15 protein-coding genes are annotated in these 19906 nt (G+C 61.4%); 2 read left to right on the forward strand and 13 right to left on the reverse strand.

Translation table 11 applies throughout. From position 1 onward, the window contains the following. Window positions 1-274 precede the first annotated feature (274 nt). Complete coding sequence (locus tag B9A12_RS04320; protein ID WP_084056649.1) at window positions 275-1360, forward strand: TRAP transporter substrate-binding protein; 1086 nt, start codon at window positions 275-277, stop codon at window positions 1358-1360. 204 nt (window positions 1361-1564) lie between these two features. Here the strand turns inward: B9A12_RS04320 and B9A12_RS04325 are convergent, their stop codons facing one another. The 4 genes from B9A12_RS04325 to B9A12_RS04340 form a co-directional block, all read right to left on the reverse strand. Continuing rightward, the gene (locus B9A12_RS04325; protein ID WP_170920335.1) at window positions 1565-3523 is read right to left on the reverse strand and encodes a PAS domain-containing hybrid sensor histidine kinase/response regulator; all 1959 of its coding nucleotides are present in this window, start codon (window positions 3521-3523) and stop codon (window positions 1565-1567) included. A 245-nt stretch (window positions 3524-3768) separates the two neighbouring features. Next, the gene (locus B9A12_RS04330) at window positions 3769-4467 is read right to left on the reverse strand and encodes a Crp/Fnr family transcriptional regulator (protein WP_245802344.1); all 699 of its coding nucleotides are present in this window, start codon (window positions 4465-4467) and stop codon (window positions 3769-3771) included. Window positions 4468-4745: 278 nt separating this feature from the next. Further along, window positions 4746-6377: a cache domain-containing protein gene (locus B9A12_RS04335; protein WP_084056655.1), complete on the reverse strand. Its 1632-nt coding sequence runs from the start codon at window positions 6375-6377 to the stop codon at window positions 4746-4748. A 172-nt stretch (window positions 6378-6549) separates the two neighbouring features. Next, window positions 6550-7428 (reverse strand): EamA family transporter, encoded by an 879-nt coding sequence (locus B9A12_RS04340; RefSeq protein WP_084056657.1) that lies wholly within the window; start codon window positions 7426-7428, stop codon window positions 6550-6552. Window positions 7429-7491: 63 nt separating this feature from the next. Here B9A12_RS04340 and B9A12_RS04345 point away from each other — a divergent pair, with 63 nt between their 5' ends. Beyond that, complete coding sequence (locus tag B9A12_RS04345) at window positions 7492-8793, forward strand: EAL and HDOD domain-containing protein (protein ID WP_170920336.1); 1302 nt, start codon at window positions 7492-7494, stop codon at window positions 8791-8793. Window positions 8794-8799: 6 nt separating this feature from the next. On the opposite strand, the gene B9A12_RS04350 is transcribed toward B9A12_RS04345, so the two are convergent. From B9A12_RS04350 to B9A12_RS04390, 9 genes are all read right to left on the reverse strand, one after another. Further along, window positions 8800-9639: a GAF domain-containing protein gene (locus B9A12_RS04350; RefSeq protein ID WP_170920337.1), complete on the reverse strand. Its 840-nt coding sequence runs from the start codon at window positions 9637-9639 to the stop codon at window positions 8800-8802. A gap of 125 nt (window positions 9640-9764) precedes the next feature. Beyond that, window positions 9765-11228 carry an NADH-quinone oxidoreductase subunit N gene (locus B9A12_RS04355; RefSeq protein WP_084056661.1) on the reverse strand — a complete coding sequence of 488 codons (1464 nt, stop codon included), beginning with the start codon at window positions 11226-11228 and terminating at the stop codon, window positions 9765-9767. A gap of 10 nt (window positions 11229-11238) precedes the next feature. Continuing rightward, a complete protein-coding gene (locus tag B9A12_RS04360) occupies window positions 11239-12807 on the reverse strand; it encodes a complex I subunit 4 family protein (RefSeq protein WP_084056662.1) in 1569 nt (522 codons plus the stop codon). A 46-nt stretch (window positions 12808-12853) separates the two neighbouring features. Then, window positions 12854-14779 (reverse strand): NADH-quinone oxidoreductase subunit L, encoded by a 1926-nt coding sequence (gene nuoL, locus B9A12_RS04365; RefSeq protein ID WP_084056663.1) that lies wholly within the window; start codon window positions 14777-14779, stop codon window positions 12854-12856. Between the two features lie 39 nt (window positions 14780-14818). Next, the gene (gene nuoK, locus B9A12_RS04370) at window positions 14819-15121 is read right to left on the reverse strand and encodes an NADH-quinone oxidoreductase subunit NuoK (protein WP_084056664.1); all 303 of its coding nucleotides are present in this window, start codon (window positions 15119-15121) and stop codon (window positions 14819-14821) included. Between the two features lie 15 nt (window positions 15122-15136). Then, complete coding sequence (locus B9A12_RS04375) at window positions 15137-15655, reverse strand: NADH-quinone oxidoreductase subunit J (protein WP_084056665.1); 519 nt, start codon at window positions 15653-15655, stop codon at window positions 15137-15139. A 24-nt stretch (window positions 15656-15679) separates the two neighbouring features. Next, on the reverse strand, window positions 15680-16081 hold the full coding sequence (locus B9A12_RS04380) for a NuoI/complex I 23 kDa subunit family protein (RefSeq protein ID WP_084056666.1): 402 nt from the start codon (window positions 16079-16081) through the stop codon (window positions 15680-15682). A 79-nt stretch (window positions 16082-16160) separates the two neighbouring features. Further along, a complete protein-coding gene (gene nuoH / locus B9A12_RS04385) occupies window positions 16161-17189 on the reverse strand; it encodes an NADH-quinone oxidoreductase subunit NuoH (protein ID WP_084056667.1) in 1029 nt (342 codons plus the stop codon). 12 nt (window positions 17190-17201) lie between these two features. Next, a complete protein-coding gene (locus B9A12_RS04390) occupies window positions 17202-19904 on the reverse strand; it encodes a molybdopterin-dependent oxidoreductase (protein ID WP_084056668.1) in 2703 nt (900 codons plus the stop codon). Window positions 19905-19906 lie beyond the last annotated feature (2 nt).

Below are 19906 nucleotides of genomic sequence, written 5' to 3' on the forward strand. Positions count from 1 at the left end.
AATGTTTGCCATTTCAAAACAACCGTGCTAGATAGATGCCTCGTACATGCGGCACTCGGCATGTTCTCAGAACTCACACTTCGCCGTCCTCCCGCGGTGCCCTTTTTCACGCTCACTCCACCGCACCAGAACCCACGCCAGTGCCAGCACGGTCAGGATCGGCCTGATTCCGTCGTTCCCGTGCCCTTGGAAGGCTACGGCGTTCCTAGAGTCTTGTCACTTCGCGGTATATGGAGGCCCTATCCAACCAACATTCACAGAAGAGGAGGAACGAATGGACCGAAGAGACTTCCTGAAAAAGGTCGGCGTCGGAACAGCAACCGCTGCAGCGGCCACCACGGTCAACGCCCCCTACGTGTGGGCCAAGGGCAAGACGTACATGTGGCGCATGGTCACCACGTGGCCGCCTGAGCTCCCGGTGCTCCAGGACGGCGCGGTGCGCTTCGCCAAGCGCGTGGAAGAGATGAGCGAGGGGCGCATCAAGATCGACGTGTACGCCGGCGGAGAGTTGGTCCCACCCCTGGGCACCTTTGATGCCGTCTCCCAGGGCACCGTGGAATGCGGTAGCGGAGCTTCCTACTATTGGGCGGGCAAGACACCGGCCGCCCAGTGGTTTTCGGCCGTACCTTTCGGGCTGAACGCACAGGGAATGAACGCGTGGTTTTATTCCGGCGGCGGTCTGCAACTCTGGGAAGAAGTCTACGCTCCTTTCAACGTGGTGTCCCGGCCCCAGGGCAACACCGGCGTCCAGATGGGCGGCTGGTTCAACAAGAAGATCAACACCATCGACGATTACAAGGGCCTCAAAATGCGCATCCCCGGCTTGGGCGGCAAGGTGGTGAGTAAGGCCGGAGGAACGGTGGTCCTGCTGGCGGGAGGCGAGATCTACACCTCGCTGGAGCGCGGAGTGATCGACGCCACCGAGTGGGTGGGTCCCCTGCACGACCTGCGCATGGGATTCTACCAGGCGGCCAAGTACTACTATTACCCCGGCTGGCACGAACCCGGAACCACCCTGGAGGTGATGTTCAACAAGAAGGCCTACGACAGCCTGCCCAAGGATCTGCAGGCCGTGCTGGACGCAGCGGCCGCGGAGACCAACCTGTGGAGTCTGTGCGAGTTTGAGGCCCAAAACGGTGCCGCCCTCCAGACCCTGGTCAAGAAACACAAGGTCCAGCTGGTGCGCTTCCCCGACGAAGTCCTGAAAGCCCTTCGGAAACTGGCGGAAGAAACGATTGAAGAAGAAGCCGACAAAGATCCCATGGCCCGCAAGGTCCATGAGGCCTTCAAGGCCTTCAAGGCCAAGGTGAGTGCGTGGGGGACGGTTTCCGAAGCCGCCTATTACAACGCCATCGGCTGATCCACCCATCCACGGTGGAACCCCGCAGCCCCCGCTCCGGCGGGGGCTTTTTTCATGGCCACGTGAATCGTCGTCCCCATTGCGTTATCTGCGATCCCGACCCGTGGGGAAGTGGGATCCCGGAGAGCGTGAGGGGCCCAGAACCCTGCCACATTGTGCCGCAGCCGGACTTCCCATGGCGCTACTGGTAGGGAAATAGGCTTTTCAACCGCTCTCCCTGGAGCGACAGGGTCCCTTGCACGGGGAGGAATTTTCTTCGCAAGCGTCCAGGACCCGCCGGACGGTCGTGAGGAATTCCTGGAGGTCATAGGGCTTTTTGATGAAGGCGTGACACGCCTTTTCAAGGCGTTTCTTCTTTGCGGGATCCAACCCGGCGCCGCTGGCGATCACCACGGGACAGGAGATGCCCCGACGGCCCATTTCTTCCAAACACGGCTCCCCTCCCATGGCGGGCATGACAAGATCCAGCACCACCAGGGAAATCCTTTTCCCTTCCCGTTCCAGCACATCCAGGGCCGAAGCCCCGTCTGAGGCCGTCAAAACCTGGTAGCCCTTTTCCCGCAACGCGTTTTCGGCCAGTTCCAGGATGGCTAGCTCGTCATCCACAACCAAGACGGTTTCGGTCCCGCCGGGCAAGTCGGCCCCGAGCGGCCTCGGTGCGCTTTCCGCCACAGCCTCCGTAGCCACCGGTACCAGGATGTGGAACCGGGTTCCTTTCCCCTTTTCACTGGTGCACCGGATATGCCCCCGGTGATTCCGAACAATCCCGTAGACCATGGCCAGCCCCAAACCGGTGCCCTCACCCACCCCCTTGGTGGTGAAAAAGGGCTCGAAGGCATGCTGCAGGGTCTCCGGATCCATGCCATGGCCCGTATCCCATACCGTCAGGCGGATATGGGGCCCGGGTGGCAGGGCATCCCCGTCCCCTGAATCTACCGGATCCAAGACCTCTTCCAAGGCGGTCTCGATTCCCAGTTCCCCCCCGTCGGGCATGGCGTCCGCTGCATTGAGGGCCAGATTCATGAGGACCTGCTCCATCTGCGTGGGATCGATGAGAGCGGGCGGCAGTTCCGAAGCCAGTGCCACACGGATGTGAATCGTCTTGGGCAGCGTCCGCTCCAGGATTCCGCGCAAAGAAAGCACCAGGTGGTTCAGGTCCGTGGGGCGCGGGTGCGTTTCCATGCGCCGGCTGAAGGTGAGCAATCCACGGGTGAGTTCGGCTCCCCGCCGTGCCGCCTGTTGGATCCTTTCGGCGCTCTTACGCACCTGCTCATCCTCTGCGCAACGCATGAGCAACAATTCGGAAAAACCCTGAATGGTCTGGAGCAGGTTGTTGAAGTCGTGGGCAATGCCCCCCGCCAGAACGCCGATGGCTTCCAGCTTCTGGGCATGCATCAGACGCTCTTCCATCTTCTTTCTTTCCGTAATGTCCCGCAAAACCCCTTGGAGCACCCAACGTCCCTGATGGAGAACCGTGGAGGTGGATATTTCGGCCCAGAAGTAACTCCCGTCCCGTCTCCTCAACCGGTACACTCTGGGAGGTGCCTGGGGGGGACTTTTCCCACGCATCGTTCGTTCCAAGTTCTGGGCCGCCCGTTGCCGATCGCCCGGATGGAGAAGCCTCCAAACGTCCAGACCCGGAAGCTCGCTTTCCTCGGCCCCGAAGATCTCCAAAATCCGCTGGTTGTGGAAAATCAGGCGCCAGGTTTCCATGTCCGCCACGAAGAAGCCGTCCAGGGTGTTTTCCACCAGAGACCGGTACCGCTGTTCCGCTTCCGCCAGGGCAAGCTCCGCCTCTTTGCGATCCGTAATGTCCCGGCCGACCCCCACGACGGCCTCCACCTGCCCCTGGGCATCCAAGACGGCCATATCCGACCAGGCCAGCCATCGCCACCCATGGCGGGTCATGGCGCGTTGTTCGATGTAGCATGTATGGGGAGGAGTATGGAGTTTTTCCATTTCCTTAAGGGTCTTCTCTCGATCCTCCTCATGGACCAGGGGCACAAAGCTCCGGCCGAGCAGATCCTCTTCCTTCTGGCCGAAGAGGTCGCAATAGGAGGGACTCACATAAAGAAACCGCCCTTCCCGGTCCACCTTGACCACCAGGTCCGTTTGATGTTCCACGAGAAGACGGTATTTGTCTTCGTCCTCCCTGCGTTGCATCTCAAACTCCTTTTGCCGTGTCATATGTGGGACACCCACCCCGGACCCTGGTGCAACCCCTTCCACGGTCCCCGTATTTCTTCGGCACCCTTCGGATCCTTCACTTGCAACCTTAACTGAGCGATTCCGGCAATAGATGCCCTCATTTCCTCTGGCCCTCATGTGGCCATGGCAAAGGAAGTGGCCCCGTAGGCCTTTTGTGATCACCTCGGCATGGAACAGGGCGTCTGGACTGCGGCCCCGCCTCAGAACACCTTTTCTCCTTGTGCCAAAGCCTGCAGCCCCTCACGATCCAACAAGGTGAGAGTCCGGCCGTCCACGGCCAAAAGCCCGGCTCCGGAAAGCTTGGAAAAGATGCGGGAAAGGGTTTCGGGGATGGTGCCCAGAAGAGCCGCCAACTGGGCCTTGGTCATGTCCAGCTGAATCCGGTCGCCGCCGTTTCGCTCGGCCAGATAAATGAGGTAGGCGGCGAGCCTGCCCGGAACTTCCTTGAGGGAAAGATCTTCCACCAGAGCGGTAAATCGGCGGAGGCGTCTGGACAAAACGGCGAGAAGCTCCATGGCCAGATCCGCATCCTCGCGGATCAGTCGAACGAAACCGTCTCGTGGAACATAGATCAGGGTGGACCGGGAAATGGCTTCGGCATGGGCGGGATAGCTGCCCCCGGCGAAAACGGGAACCTCGCCGATGATCTCCCCGCCTTCAAAAAGGTGCAGTATCTGCTCGCGACCGTCCAGAGACACCTTGAAGACCTTGATTCGGCCGTCGACGAGCACGAAAAAGCCTTTGGCCTTTCGCCCCTGGGAAAAGACCGTCTCGCCCTTGGAAAAGACCCTTTCCGTGGAAATCTGGGCCAAGCCCAAAAGGCGCTCCTGCGCCAGCCCTTGAAAAAGAGGAATCTGACGGAGCCAATCCAGGCGCTTTTCCACACCCGTCCCTGCCACGGCGTCCCCTCCACAGTTGCCCATCCAACCTGCAAGCCATCCATTTCTTTATACCACGCCTCCATCAGGACAGGGAGCCAGGATTCAAGTATTGGACTAGCGCTCTATTGTCACAAAAGTCTGCGCTCCCAAAGGCGGATGGGTTGGATGCCCCGGATGCCCTGCCGGAAAGCGCATTCCCATGGGGCTCTTCGTTTTCCCGGATGGTCTCCCCGGCAATCGGCGGAGGAGGCGGTTGTGGGAACCGCCCCCCTTTTGTGCCGTGCCGCGTTCGAGCATCAGAAATCCGCAAAATCGCCGTCTTCATCGAAGGGGATGAGCTCTTCGGGTTTTCGCACCGCTGCCGGCGCGGTCTTCCTTTTCGACGGTTTCTTTTCGCTTCGCTTGGCAGGAATCTGCTGGGACGCGCGGGATGCAGCCGCCGGCGGCTTGGAGTGACCAGCGCCGCCATGATCCCCGTTCTCTCCCACGATGGTGAGCAGCTCCATCACGAACCGCCGCATGCGCTCGGCCTGGTGGTTCAGTTCATTGGATGCGGACGCCGTCTCCTCCGCATGGGCGGCATTTTGCTGAACCACGCGATCCAGCTCGGAGACGGCCTTGTTGATCTGCTCGATCCCTTCCGCCTGCTCGTTACTGGCGGCGGCGATCTCTTCCACCAGCTCCCCGATCCTACGGCTTCCGGTTTCCACCTTGGCAAAGGAACCGTTGGTCTTGTCCACCAGCGAAGAGCAGCCCTCCACCTTCCGCACCGTATCCTCGATGATCCCCGCCGTGCTTCGGGCGGCTTCCGCCGCGCGCATGGCCAGGTTTCGAACCTCGTCCGCCACCACGGCGAACCCCGCTCCCGCTTCGCCGGCCCTGGCGGCCTCGACCGCCGCATTGAGTGCCAGCAGGTTGGTCTGAAAGGCGATCTCATCGATGGTCTTGATGATTTTCTGCGTCTCCTGACTGGCGCTGGAAATGGCCTCGATGGCCCGGGTCAGTTCCTCAATGGCTTCCTTGGCCTCGCGAATGTCTTGATCGGACTCGCGCACAATGGACTTGGCCTGGTTGGCGTTGTCCGCGTTCTGACGCGTCATGGAAGACGTTTCTTCCAGCGCGGAGGACGTCTCCTCAATGGAGGCCGCCTGTTCCGACGCACCTTCCGCAAGGGACTGCCCCGCCGCCGAAACTTGAGCTGCGGCCGCCGCCACCTGCTCGGAGCCGGTGTTCAGGCCGTCCGCCACCGTGTGGATGGGCTTGGTGATGGATCGGGAAACCAGCCAAGTGCCGATCAGTGCCAACGCAGCCAAGGCCGCCAGGAACAACAGCATTGTGAGACGCATGGCATTGGCCTGGGCTTTCACATCATCCACGTAGATGCCGGATCCCACAATCCAGCCCCAAGGCTGAAAGAGTTTGACGTAGGACACCTTGGGCACCGGTTTGTCGGAACCGGGCTTGGGCCACATGTAATCCACAAACCCCGCGCCCTTTTCCCGGCAGACTTTGACAAACTCCACGAAGAGGAGCTTGTTGTTCGGATCTTTGAAGCCGCTCAGGTCCTTGCCGTTCAAAGCGGGCTTGATGGGATGCATGACCATGGCGGGGGCCATGTCGTTGACCCAAAAATAATTTTTGCCTTCGTACCGCATGGCCGCGATCTGTTCCAGGGCGGCTTTCTTTGCAGCCTCTTCGCTGAGCTTCCCGGATTGGGCGGCTGCGTGGTATTTTTCAAACATGGAATAGGCCACTTCCACCGCGTGCCGGGTGGCAATCTTTTTTTCCGCCATCATGACGGATTCCATCTTCCAGGCCGCCCAGGTGAGCGCCACGGCGATGGCCACCACACTCCACAAGCCCACGAAAAGAATCTTCGTGCGCAGTTTGAAACGTCTTCCGCCCTGCCTTCCGTCCTTGACACTCATGATGCTACCCTCCCTTTATAGGTCTAGATCACCTTTCAACTCTTGGGTCGGCAGGCGCGAAACAAATCTTGAGCACAAAAGTAGGAATTTGTGAAATTTCTAGGAGACCGGAACGGTTCCCCACACCACGACACCGCCGGCAGGGATCACACGACCCTTCTACCGCCCCTGATCAATGGCCCCCAGCCAACGCGATGGCAGCCGCTCCCGCAACCATGGCACCGGCCCCCGCAAACCGCCAACGGAGATGTTCTTCCCGGAAAAGAAGAGCGCCATAGACCAGTCCGAAAAGAACACTCAGGCGCTTCAGGGCGATCATATAAGAGGCCTGCGTCAGGGAGATGGCCCACACATGGCACAGCACGTGGCAATAGTAGAAAAGGCCCACCAAGACCCCTTTCGTCACGGCGTTTCGGGAAACGAGCAAACGTCTGTCCACGCTCTTCGTGGCAAACGCCCACACGAGGAGAAGAAAGTTTTGAAGTGGAAAGAAAAACATGCCGAAGAAGAAAGGTGAGGAATGAAGGATCGCCTTCTTTCCCACAACGGCGGAGAAACTGTAGATGCAGGCCACTGAGATCATGAGAAGGGTGCCCCGTTCCCTTCGGACTGCGGCCAAGGGCCCCAGCAGGCCCCGGCGGATGGAAGGGGCGTTCAGCAGATACCCGCCCCCGACCACGGCCAGCATTCCGCCCACGGCCACCGGGGAAGGCACCTCCCCCAGGACCAGAAAACCGGTCACGATCATGAAGACCGGCGTAAGAGACAAAAAGGGAAGGGTCAAGGAGAGAGGGGACTGTCGGATGGCCGCCATGTACAGGTAGAAGGCGACGCAGTTGAGCGGGATGGAAGCGGCAAAGCTCCACCAAAAGACGGTGTCCAACGGAGGCACCGTCACGAAGGGCAGCGTTCCCAGAAAGAGCGGAAGACTGTAAGCCAAGGGGAAAACGGCCATTTCCATGGCGCTGCGGCGGCCAAAGAACTTCTTGGTCCAGGCATCCGTGGAGGCCGACGCGGCCGCCGTGAGAAGAGAAAGAACCACCCACTTCATGGGAACGCCTCCGGTGCAAGGGTAGCGAATCGTTTACGCACGCCACGTCACGAGCGGATGACTATGCGGAACAAAGCCTCAGAGCCCTCTTCCCGACCGAACTCCCGGGATCCCCAACATTCCGCACCCCACGATCTCCCCGGAGAGAACACCTTCATCGCCCGCCAGCCCATTTTGGACCGGAAGCTTCGGGTTTTCGGCTACGAAATCCTCTTCAGGGCCAACCCAGACGATCCGGAAAGTCACATCGTGGACGGCGACAGCGCGACTCTATCCGTCATCCAAAACCTCCTGATGCTCAGCGGCACCGATTCCTTCACCGGCGGGGCCAAGGCCTTTGTCAACTTCACACAAAACCTGCTGCTCCAGGAAGCGCCTTTTTATCTTCCGAGGGAATGGGCGGTGATCGAAATCCTGGAAAGCGTGGAGCCGCTCCCGGAAGTGGTGGAGGCCTGTCGTCGTCTCAAGCAGGAAGGCTATACCCTGGCTCTGGACGACTTTGTCTTGGACAACGTGCAGCACCTTCCCCTGTTGCCCTTGACGGACATCCTGAAGGTGGACGTGCGCCTCACCGCTCCGGAAGAACGTCGGCACATCATAAAAAGGTTCGGAGACCGTGTGGGGCGCTTTCTGGCGGAAAAGACGGAAACCCGCCAGGAGTTTCAGGAGGCCCTGGAGGCGGGATTTTCTCTCTTTCAGGGGTATTTCTTCAGTCGACCGGTCATCATCGCCCGCAAGGACATCCCCGTCTATAAGGTCAACGCCCTGCGCCTCATCCAGCAGCTCAACCGTCCCGACCTGGACATGGACGCTCTCGAAAAGGTCATCAAGCAGGACCCGGCCCTGGTCTACAAGCTGCTGCGCTATGTCAACTCCGCCTTCTTCGCCTTCCGGCACAAGGTGGGCTCGGTACGCCACGCGGTGGCGTTGCTGGGAGAAAGGGAACTTCGCAAGTGGGCCACGCTTTCCGTCTATACCCGCCTGACCACCAAAGACCCCCAAGAGCTGCTGCGCCTTTCCCTTGTGAGGGCCCGGTTCTTGGAACTGCTGGCACCTTTGGTGGGTATGGCCAAGGAGGCGGATCAGCTCTTTCTCATGGGCATCTTTTCGGTGGTGGACACCCTGTTGGGACGGCCCATGGCGGAAGCCCTGGAAGACGTGCCCTTGGAGGATGAAATCAAGGATGCGCTGCTGGGAACCCTCAATCGCTACCGGGTTCTCTACGAGGTCGTCCTAGGATATGAAAAGGCCCACTGGGAAGCCGTCAGCCGCATCTGCAGCGGCCTCAAGATCGAGCCGGGAGTCCTCACGTCCCGCTACCTGGAAGCCATCGACTGGACCGAACAGGTCCACCGCCTTCGGTGACCCTGCCTATTCGGGGCGATAGGCACAATACTCCATCCAGTTTTGCACTTCGGACAGGAGCGAGCGGTACTTTTCCTTTCCCTTGCTGTACATGATGGCGTTTTCGATGGCGATCCCGCACTGCTCCGCCACGGCCATGGCATATTCCACTTCGTACTTGTGGAAACGCCGCTTCTTTTCCGTGAAGATCCGCATGCTGCCGATCACCCGGTCGCGGATGACGATGGGCACCGCCAGGATGGACCCGATCCCTTCCAGAACAGCTTCGGTCGGATACTGAACCCGCGGGTCGTTTTGAACGTCGTAGATCTGAACGGGTGTTCCCGAAGTGGTTTCCGCGATGCTCTTTGCCGCATCCACGGGGCCTTTTTCCAGGTACTTCTCGCTGAGCCCATAGGCGGCGGCCTGGTCGAGACGGGATTTGTCCTTGTCGAGCAAAAGAAGCGTGCAGCCCTTGGCCTGAAAGATCTTGGTCACCTCCTCCACGATCACCTGGAGCACCTTTCGGTATTCCAGGGTGGAAGTGACCGTCCGGCTGATGTTCATGAACCCCTGTAAATAAGGGTTTTTGAAAAGCCGGAGCATGCCCACGCTTTCCTCGTCGATGTCCCCGGCCACAAAGGCCTGACGTTGAAAGCATTCCAGGCTGAGCGCGGTGAAAGGACACGCTTCCAAATCCGATACGTCCTGCACGTTCAGAGGGCAGCAGCCGTTCTCTTGCACTTTCTTGGCCAGGCGATCCACCACCATTTCGGCCACTTGCGGCTCGGCCAGGCTGTCCAAAAGACCTTGCAGGACCAGGGTCAACGCCTTCTGCACCTGCGCCTTGTTCTTTTGCTCTTCCATAGTCCATCCTTTGTAAGAAAGTGGAGTGAGGCGTCCAGGGTCACCCATCACCCGTTCCTCACGCTGGCTCTTCACCTCCGTCGTCCCGGTCTGCCGGAAGAAAGAATCATGCCGCGCGACCGCCGTCAGCCCAGCACCAGAGCGGCATGCCGTGCCATCTGCCAAAAGTGCTGGGGCAGCACCCCCACTGCCAGGGTGAGCAGGCCGGCCAGGATCAGGGCCGCCCGCTCCCCTCCCGATAGCTCGATCACCTCCATGGAGCCGGCCTCAGCGGTCTGCGGCCTTCTATAGATGGCGATCACCACCCGTAAGTAGTAGTAGGCGGCAACCACCGAATTGATGACGGCCACGATCACAAGCCATGTATAACCCGCTTCCACGGCCGCCGAAAAGACCAGCAATTTTCCCAGAAAGCCGGCGGTGGGCGGGATGCCCGCCAGGGAGAAGACAAAGAGCGCCATGGCCGCCCCCAGGAAAGGAGACCGAAAGCCCAGCCCTTCAAAGTCCACCAAGGCCTCCCCAGCCACTCCCTTCCTCTGACCCACCACCATCACACCAAAGGCGCCCACATTCATCACGGTGTAGGCCAGAAGATAGACCAGCAGGGCCGTCACGCCCGACTGGGACCCGGCCACCACCGCCACCAGCAGGTATCCCGCATGGGCGATGCTCGAAAAGGCGAGCATCCGTTTGACACTTGGCTGGTTCAGCGCCATCACGTTTCCCACCGTCATGGTCACGGCCGCCAGGATCCACAGGGCCGTGTTCCAATGGGGCGCCACAGCCGGGATCGCCTCCCAGAAGGTGCGCACCAAGGCCGCCAGCACCGCCGCTTTCACCCCCACGGCCATGTAGGCGGTGACGGGCGTGGGTGCGCCCTCGTACACATCCGGGGTCCAGAGGTGAAACGGGACCAGGGCCAGTTTGAAAGCAAATCCCACCAGCACCAGGGCCGTCCCCAGAAGGAGATAGGTGTTGAAGACCGGCCCGCCGGTACCCAGATAAGCAGTCAGGCCCGTCATGGTCAGAGACCCCGTGGCGCCGTAGAGGAAGGTGAGGCCGTAGAGGAAGAACCCCGAGGCGAAGCCGCCCAGAAGCACATACTTCAAGGCGGCCTCGTTGGCCCGCCGTTCGTGACGTGGGAGCCCCACCAGCACGTAAATGCTGATGGAAAGGATTTCCAGGCCCAGGAAAACCATGATGAAGTGCACCGCCTGGGCCATCAGGATCATGCCCGTGGCGGCAAAAAGGACCAGGGCGTGGTATTCTCCCGTTTCGGCTCCCTCCCGGCGTTGGAAGTCCAAAGACAATAGGAGCACCAGGAGCGCCCCCGCCAGGATCACCGACGTTACGAAGAGCGCATAGCGGTCCCACACCACCATCTGCGAAAAGAGGGCTTCCCCCGTGGTCCGGCTCTGCCATGCCGCAAACCAAGCCGCCACCGTCCCGGCGACGGCCACGCTTCCCAAACGCCCTTTGCGCCCCAGCGGAGAAAAAGCGTCCAGGAGCAGGATCAGAACTCCCGTGGCGAAGAGAACAAGGACCGCCAGAAGGCCGCTGCACTGGTATAGGGCTTCCACCACCGACATGGACGTCGCCTCACTTTCGATCCGCCAGGTACCAGGAAACGAGACATTCCGGGTTCCACGTGCTGTTCAGGTGGGCTGTGTGCTGCACCCGTTGCACCCGCGCGAGAACCCGGCCCACGGCAGGTTCCGACTTTTTCAAAAAGGGAGTGGGCGCCACGCCGATCCACACCATGCAGGCCACCACCGGGACGAGCAGGGCCACCTCCCGAGGGACCAAATCCGCCATGAGACGGTTTTCATCGCTTTGCACCTGCCCGAAAAAGACCCGCTGGACCATCCACAGCATGTACCAGGCGGCCAAGATGACCCCCGTGGCACCCACCGCAGCCCACAGCGGCTTGACTTTGAAGGTGCCCAAAAGGATGAGGAACTCCCCCACAAACCCGTTCAAGCCCGGCAGCCCGATGGAGGCCAACGTGGCGATCATGAAAAAGACGGCCAGCCGGGGCACGGGGGTGGACAGGCCCCCAAAGTCGGCGATCATCCGAGTATGGCGCCGCTCGTAGATCATTCCCACCAGCAGAAACAAGGCCCCGGTGCTCAGCCCGTGGTTGATCATCTGGATGAGGCTTCCCTGAAGGCCCTGAAGGGTGAAGGTGAAGAGCCCCAGCATGACGAAGCCCAGATGACTCACACTGGAATAGGCGATGAGGCGCTTGAGATCCTTCTGCACCAGGCACATGAAAGCGCCGTAGACGATCCCGGCCAGGGCCAGCACCACCATGAGCGGGGCAAAAAAGATAGAGGCTTCCGGAAAGAGGGACAGGTTGAAGCGCAGAAAGCCGTAGGTGCCCATCTTCAAGAGCACGGCGGCCAACACCACGCTTCCCACTGTGGGCGCTTCGGTGTGGGCGTCCGGAAGCCAGGTGTGGAAGGGAAACATGGGCACCTTGATGGCGAAGGCGATCCCGAAGGCGGCGAAGAGCCACAGCTGGAGTCGGAAAGGAAGGCGCAGCGCCATGAAGTCCATCAGGTCGAAGGAATAGGTTCCCGTTGTCTTGGCCTGGTAAAAGTAGAGCACCAGGATGCCGACCAGCATGAAGACGGATCCGGCCATGGTGTAAAGGAAGAACTTGACCGCCGCATAGACCCGCCGGGCCGGATGGCCCCAGACCAGGATGAGCAAGGCCATGGGGATGAGCATGACCTCCCAAAAGAGGTAGAAAAGGACCAGATCCAGGGCCAGGAAGACCCCCAGCATGCCCGTTTGCAGGAGCAGCAAGCAAACCAGAAACTCTTTCACGTGTTCCTGGATGTCCCGCCAGCAGGCCAGGACGCAGATGGGCCCCAAGAAGGCCGTGAGCGCCACGAGCAACAAACTGATGCCGTCCACTCCCAGATGATAGGAAATGCCCAAGGCCGGAACCCACGGAGCCCATTCCTCGTACTGCATCCCCGTGCGAGTCGGGTCAAAGCCTCCGTAGACGATCAAGGCGAAGACGAAGACGGCCGCCATGGCCAGCAGGGTCACCCAGCGCTGGAGCGTCGGGTTTTCCCGGTCCACGAAGACCAGGATCGCCGCGCCCAGGAGCGGCGTGAACACCATGGCCGTCAGAATGGGAAAGAAGACGTTGTCCATAACCTCATCCCTTGTACTTGGCCCGCAACGCCCTTGCAGGGGCCGTCTAAACGGCCAGGGCCGCCAGAATCAGCAGACATGCTCCCGCCAGGATCGACAGGGCGTAGTGCTGGACCAGTCCCGTCTGGATGCGGCGAAGATGCGTTCCGGCGTGGCGGAAGAAGGCGCCGGCCCCGTCCACCACGGCGTCGATCGCCGCCCGGTCCACCCACTCGTGGACGGTTTCCGCCAGGCGCTTCAGCAGCTCCACCACAACGGCCTGATACAACTCGTCCACATAGTACTTGTTCAGAAGCCACCGGTAGGCCCGAGAGAATCTGGCCGCCACCCTTTCCGGCCGCGTCGGGTCGGCCACATACCAGCGGTAGGCCAACCCGATGCCCGCCAGGGCCACCACCACGGAAAGAGCCATGAAGACCCCTTCTGTCCAAAGGGACGCGTGGGACCCATGGGCGGTCCCCTCGGTCAGGAGGCCTTCCGCGTCCTCAAAGACGGGAGCAAGGAAACGGCCCAAACGCTTCCCGTTTTCCAGCATCGGCACCTGCACCCAGCCGCCCACCAGGGACAGCACGGCCAAAACCATGAGCGGGACCGCCATGCTGAGCGGTGCTTCGTGGACGTGGTGGGCCGACTCAGGATCCACGTGGCTTTCGCCCAAGAAGGTCCGAAACACCAGCCGGAACATGTAGAACGCCGTGAGAGCCGCACCGCCAAGCGCCAGAACGTAAAGGACGCCGTGGCCCGTCACCAACGTTTCAAAGAGGATCTCGTCTTTGCTGAAAAAACCGGCGAAGGGGACGATCCCCGAGATGGCCAGGGACGCGGCAAGAAAGGTCCAGAAGGTCACCGGCAGCTGCCGACGCAGCCCGCCCATGCGACGGATGTCCTGCTCTCCGCCCAACGCATGGATCACGCTGCCCGCACCGAGAAAGAGAAGCGCCTTGAAAAAGGCGTGGGTCATCAGGTGAAAGATCCCCGCCACATAGGCCCCCACGCCGCAGCCCAGGAACATGTAGCCCAGCTGACTCACCGTGGAATAGGCCAGCACCCGCTTGATGTCGTTTTGCACGAGCCCGATGGTGGCGGCGAAGACGGCCGTGGCGCAGCCGACCGCGGCCACCACCCCCATGGAAAGCGGGGCCAGGGCGTACAGCACCGAACAGCGGGCCACCATGTACACTCCGGCGGTCACCATGGTGGCCGCGTGGATGAGGGCGGAAACCGGCGTGGGGCCTTCCATGGCGTCAGGAAGCCACACGTAGAGAGGCAATTGGGCCGATTTGCCCACGGCCCCCACGAAGAGGAGCAGCGTGATGGCGGTCACGACCCCATCGCCGGGCTGGAACCGCAGCAGGGCCGCGTGGAAGATCTCCCGGAAATCCAGGGTTCCGAAGGTCCAGAACGTGAGAAAGATGGCCAGAAGAAAGCCGAAATCGCCGATGCGGTTCACGATGAAGGCCTTTTTACCGGCATCGGACGCGGATTGTTTCTCGTACCAGAAGCCGATGAGCAGATAGGAGCAAAGGCCCACCCCTTCCCAGCCCACGAACAGGACCAACAGGTTGCCGGCCAGAACCAGGATGAGCATGGCGCAGGCAAACAGGTTGAGATAGGCGAAGTATCGGGCGTAGCCGGGGTCGTCGTGCATGTAGCCCGTGGAATAGATGTGGATGAGAAAGCCCACCCCCGTCACCACCAACACCATCACCATGGTCAGGGGATCCAGTAGAAAGGAGGCGTTCACCGAGAAATCGCCCACCGCCATCCAGGTGTAGTAGACCGGCTCCCAGACCCGCTGATCGGGGCTGTGGCGCAGGAGCAACCAGAAGAGTCCAAGGGCCGTGGCAAAGGCCAGTGCCATGGCCCCACAGGCCACCATCCCCACCTGTTTTCTGGACAGCCGCCGTCCCCACAGGCCGTTGAGGACGAACCCGGCAAAGGGGAATGCTGGAATGAGCCACGCACTGTCCATGTCTTCGCTCCTTGGTCGCTTGTCCGTTCCGGGGAGGATCTATCCTTTCAGCATTCGAATCTCATCCACGTGGATCGTCTTCCAATTGCGATACAGGGTCACGATAATGGCCAGGCCCACGGTCACTTCCGCCGCCGCCACCACCATGACGAAAAAGACGAAGATCTGACCGCTCAAGTTCTGCAGCTCCCGGGAAAAGGCCACAAAACTGAGGTTGGCGGCATTGAGCATCAGCTCGATGCACATGAGGATCACGATGGCGTTTCGTCGAACCAGAACGCCCGTTACGCCGATCACAAACAACAGGGCACTCACCACCAGATAGCCATGAAGCGGCACCATCTTCCCGCCTTTCTTTCAGCGTCTTTCCTTCTTGGCCAACACCATGACCCCCACCACCGCCACGAGCAGCAAGATGGAGGTCACCTCGAAGGGCAGCAGTCCCCGGGTGAAAAGAAGGCGTCCCAGCGCCCGGATGTTGCCGCCCTGGGCCACCACCCATTCAGGGCCCTGAGCGCCAGCGGGCGCCACGCGCGCCAAGGCTCCCGTCATGGCCGTCAGGACGCCTCCCACAAACAGGAGAGCCAGGGGGCCGGCCCAGCGGATGCGCACCTTGAAGGCCGTTCGGTCTTCTCCACGCGGCTTCAGGTTCAAGAGCATGATGACGAAAAGAAAGAGCACCATGACCGCGCCCGCATAGACCAGCACCTGCATGAGCGCGATAAACTCGGCCTGCAACAGCAGGTACAATCCGCCCATGGAAAAGAAGGACAGGATAAGAAAGAGCGCGCTCTTCACCGGATGGGGATGCCAGACCACCGCCGCGGCACTGCCCACGGTCAACAGGGAAAAGATCACGAAAAGAAAGAGTTCCATCGCTTGTCCTTCCCGCCTTGCCCCCTACTCTTCCAAGAGCTTTTCCTTGTCGTAGATCAAGACATCGCGCCGGTATTGGGCCAGTTCGTATTTGCGGTTGAGCATGATGGCCCCCTTGGGGCAGGCCTCCTGGCAAAAACCGCAGAAGATGCACCGGGCCAGGTCCACGATAAATTCCCGTGGATGTTTGTCATGCATTTGCGGGCCGCCTTCCGGCACCACGGTGATGGCCTTGGACGGGCAGATGGTTTCGCACAAGTGGCAGGCCACACACTTGATCCGCCCCGTTTCGTCCCGAAGGAGTCGGGGGTGGCCCCGGAAGCGCTCCGACACCTCCCGTTTCTTTTCCGGGTACTCGATGGTGATGGGCTTTCGGAACATCTGTTCCAGGGTTTTTCCCAGCCCTTTGAGCAACGGTCCGATCATGGCCTTCCTTTCGCTCCCCGCGGCAACCCGAGCACCGTTTCCCCGGCCCTTGGCCCTTTCAGCTTGTTGCTCTCCCCGTTTATCCCCACATGGCCACGGCGCATCCCGTCACCAGGATATTGGCCAAGGACAAGGGCAAGAGAACCTTCCAGCCGAAGGTCATGAGCTGGTCGTAGCGCACCCTGGGATAGGTGGCCCGAACCCAGATGAAGAAGAAAACCAGCGCCCCTGTTTTCAGGACGAACCAAAGACCGGAGGGCAACCACGGCCCCTGCCATCCGCCCAGGTAGAGGGTGACGGCAATGGCACTCACGGTGATGATGTGGGCGTATTCGGCCAGCTGGAACAGGCCGAACTTCATGGAGCTGTATTCGGTATGGTAGCCGGCCACCAGTTCGTTTTCGCATTCGATGAGGTCGAAGGGCGTGCGGCACGTTTCCGCAAAGGCCGCGGTGAGGTAGAGGATAAAGCCCATCGGTTGATAGACGATGAAGGGCATCCGGGCCTGGGCGTCCACGATTTCGGTGAGCCTCATGGATCCGGCCACCAGCAGCACCCCCACCACCGCCATCCCCAGGGACAGCTCGTAGCTGATCATCTGGGCCGTGACGCGGATTCCGCCCAGCAAGGAGTAGCGGTTGTCGGAGGCCCATCCGCCCAGCACCACGCCGTAGGCGGAAAGGCTCGAGATGGCAAGGATGAAGAGGATCGCACCGGGAAGGTCGGCCACCACACCCCGGTGCAGCCCGTATCGGGCCAGATCCACCGTGTGCCCAAAGATCTGCACGGTTTCCGGTGCCACCGTGTCCGCAAAGGGAATGGCCAAAAACGGCGTGATGGCCGCCACCGCCGTCACCCATGGGGCGACGGCATACAAGCGGGGTTCACCGACCGGCAGGGAGATGTCTTCCTTGAAAAAGAGCTTCACGCCGTCGGCCAAGGGCTGGAGCAGCCCCCACGGCCCCACCCGATTGGGGCCCAGGCGCAACTGCATGAACCCCAGCACCTTCCGCTCCATGAGGGTGGCGTAGGCCACCGCCGTGAGCAGCACAAAGAGCAGCAGGGCCGTCTTGGCGAGGGTGATCACAGCGTAAACGATCCAATCCATACCGACCTCTTTTTATCCTTGCCCGGGCTCCACCTCGGCCGTTGGGATGACGCGCACCGGATAGACGATCCCCCCGTCGGTCAACCTTTGGACCGGCAGGTCTTGGAAATGCAAGCTCGCCTGCACCGTTCGGCGGGGTACCCGCCGGTCCAGCCCCACCGGAGCGGTGATGGAGCCCGAGGCCGATGCCACCCGGATCCTTTCCCCCTCTTTCACTTGTAGATCACGGGCGTCTTGGGGATGGAGCCACGCAAGCCCTTGGGGCTCCAGGGTTCGAGCACCCAGCCCGTAACGGCTGAGGGTTCCCGACTGGAAAAGCGACCGGCTCACCAGAAGCAGAAAGGGATACTCTTCTGAAACCTGCGGCGGCATCTCCAGCCAGGGGATGACCGCCTTGAGGCTGGGGTCCAGCACTCGGCGCCAGCCCATGGATCCGTACTTGGTCCGATACAGGCGATTCCACCAGAACCCCTCCGCGGGGATGTCCGGCAGGCCATACTGGTCGTAGTGGGGAAACACCTGGCAGATTTCCGAAAAGATTTGGGCGGCTGAGGCATACTCCATGGGCCGACCCAGCCTTCGGGCCACTTCGCACAGGATCTCCCAGTCGTCCCGGGGCCCCGAGGCGAAGGTCTTGCCTTCCTGGCGCTGAACACGCAGTTCCCCACTGGTGAGACTCCCTTCCGTTTCCACCGCCAGACGGGCCGGAAAGACCACGTGAGCCATGGCGGCGGTAGGGTTCAGGAAGGCCTCCTGACACACGAGAAGCTCAAGGCGCTCCAAGGCCGCTTCCACCGCCGAGCGGTTGAGAGAAGTGCCGAAAAGATCGGTGCCCACCATCCACAGGCCCCGAATCGGGCTGGGGCCCTCGCCGGCTGCGGCCGCCACGATTTCCGCCAAGGTCAGGCCGGGATCCCGGGGAACCTCCATCTTCCAGACCGCCTCAAAGCGGTCCGCGTCTTCCAGGGGTGCATATCCCGGCAGCCAGTGGGGACTCACGCCCATGTCCGAACAGCCCTGGGTGTTGGCCTTTTCGGCGGTGAGGTGCAGCTTGAGTTTCTTGCCCAGGACCAGCAGGAGGTCCGCCACATAGCAGGCGGCGTCGTAGCCGTCTCCAAGCCCCGCCAGATCGTAGCCCACCACCAAAGAAGGCCGTTCGGCCGTCAGCAAGCGATCCGCAAGGAAGACCATCCGTTCCCGGTCCAGTCCCGTGGCGTCCTGCACCAGATCCCACTTTGTGGCGTCCAGGCGGCGGCGAAGGACCTCTTCCCTGCGAAAGTCCCCCAGCCCTCGCAGTTTCTCGCCACCCGTCTCAAAGAGCCCCTTGAGGATTCCCAGGATCACGAACCCGGCGCCGCCCGGCCGGCAGGTTCCGCTCCATCGAGCCGACGAGCGAAACCGGGTGTGCCGCGAACTGACAATCAGCAGCTCCCGCAGGCTCTTGCGTTTCTGGGCCTGGTTGATGCGCCATACCAGGGGCGGCATCTCCTTTTTCACGTCGGAACCCACCACCAGAACGGTGTCGGCCCGATCCAAGTCGTCCAGGGTTCCCAAGGCCAACTGAAACCCGGAAACCTCCCGGATCGCCCGGTGGGACGTGCCTTCGCCGTCGGCCCAGGTCACCCGGGGCCGTCCCAGCACGTGCACCAAGGCCCGAAGGATCTTTTGGTGATCCAGGGCCGCGGTGGTGTCCACATGGGCCGTGCCCAGCACGGCCCGGCAAAACTTCTGGAACACGTAGTTGCTCTCGTTGGTGGCCCGGGCCGATCCGATTCCCGCCAGGGCGAAGGGTCCGTGACGGCTTCCAATCTCACGGATCCGGTCCGCCACGAAGTCCAAGGCTTCCTCCCATGCCACGGGCCGAAGCTCCCCGTCTTTTCGGATCAGGGGTTCCGTGAGACGCCTTTCGTGCTGGACGATGTCCAGGCTGAAGCGGCCGCGGCTGCAGATGATGCCGCCGTTGACCGGCTCGTCGAAAGAGGCCGTCACCCGCTTGAGCTGCCCCTTCTTGGTTTCCAGCACCAGGTGGCAACCTCCGCCGCAGTAGGGGCAGACGGCCGCCTCCTTTTGGAGCTGCCAGGCACGCGCCGAATACTTGAAGGTCTTGTCGATGATGGCCCCCGTGGGGCACACCCCGATGCAGGACCCGCAAAATTCGCAGTCCATGACCCGGCCGCCGGCGGTCACCGCCGTGCGGTAGCCCCGGTTGTCGAAGTAGAGAGCCGCCGCTCCCACCCAGTCCCGACACACGCGCACGCACCGTTCGCAGTTCACACAGCGATCCGGATAGCGCTCGATCAAGGGGGACTGACTGTCGTATTGGGGCGTGAGTTTGGCCGCCTGGTAGGGCTGCTGGGAAATCTTCAGCTCGCGGGTCAGGTTCTGCAGTTCGCATTCCCCGCCCTTATCGCAGATGGGGCAATCCAGGGGATGATTGATCAGCAAGAGCTGCAGCAGCTCCCGCCGATAGTGGGTGAGGGTCTCCGATTCCGTGACCACCTGCATCTTGTCCGCCACCGGCGTGGTGCAGGCGGGAACGGGACGGGGCGGTCCGGGTTTCACCTCCACCACGCAGATGCGGCAGGCCCCGATGGGACTCAGCGCCTTGTGGTAACAGAGTCTGGGGATGCGGATGCCGTTGGCGTCCGCCACTTGCATCACCGTCATGCCCGGCTGGGCCTCATAGGCCTTTCCGTTGATGGTCACCGTAATCATCG

The sequence above is a fragment of the Desulfacinum hydrothermale DSM 13146 genome (assembly GCF_900176285.1).
Lineage (GTDB): Bacteria > Desulfobacterota > Syntrophobacteria > Syntrophobacterales > DSM-9756 > Desulfacinum > Desulfacinum hydrothermale.